We start from the raw sequence: 294 nt of genomic DNA, 5'->3' as shown, positions 1-294 counted from the left end.
AGGTTCAATATTTGATCCGCTGTACATCCATCATTGACTATTTTTAATGCATTTTGTGATGTAGAATAGGTGATTCCGTTTGCCGGCCAAGTGTAAGTCTGTCCCGAGCAGATTGTTTGATTGGTTATCGCATCGGCAGGTTTATCAGTTACAGTCAGGTTCAATATTTGATCCGCCGTGCATCCGTCATTGACTATTTTTAATGCATTTTGTGATGTAGAATAAGTGATTCCGTTTGCCGGCCAAGTGTAAGTATTTCCAGAACAGATCGATTCCGTTGTAACAATGTCTAAA

General features: G+C 39.8%; 1 protein-coding gene. It reads right to left on the bottom strand.

Going from position 1 to position 294, the window contains the following annotated elements:
• The coding region (locus EYY60_RS22125) for a hypothetical protein (RefSeq protein ID WP_162847810.1) at nucleotides 1-294 on the bottom strand (294 nt) is incomplete at both ends.

This window comes from Flavobacterium zhairuonense, assembly GCF_004352915.1.
GTDB lineage: Bacteria > Bacteroidota > Bacteroidia > Flavobacteriales > Flavobacteriaceae > Flavobacterium > Flavobacterium zhairuonense.
This window is presented reverse-complemented; position numbering and strand designations above follow the sequence as displayed.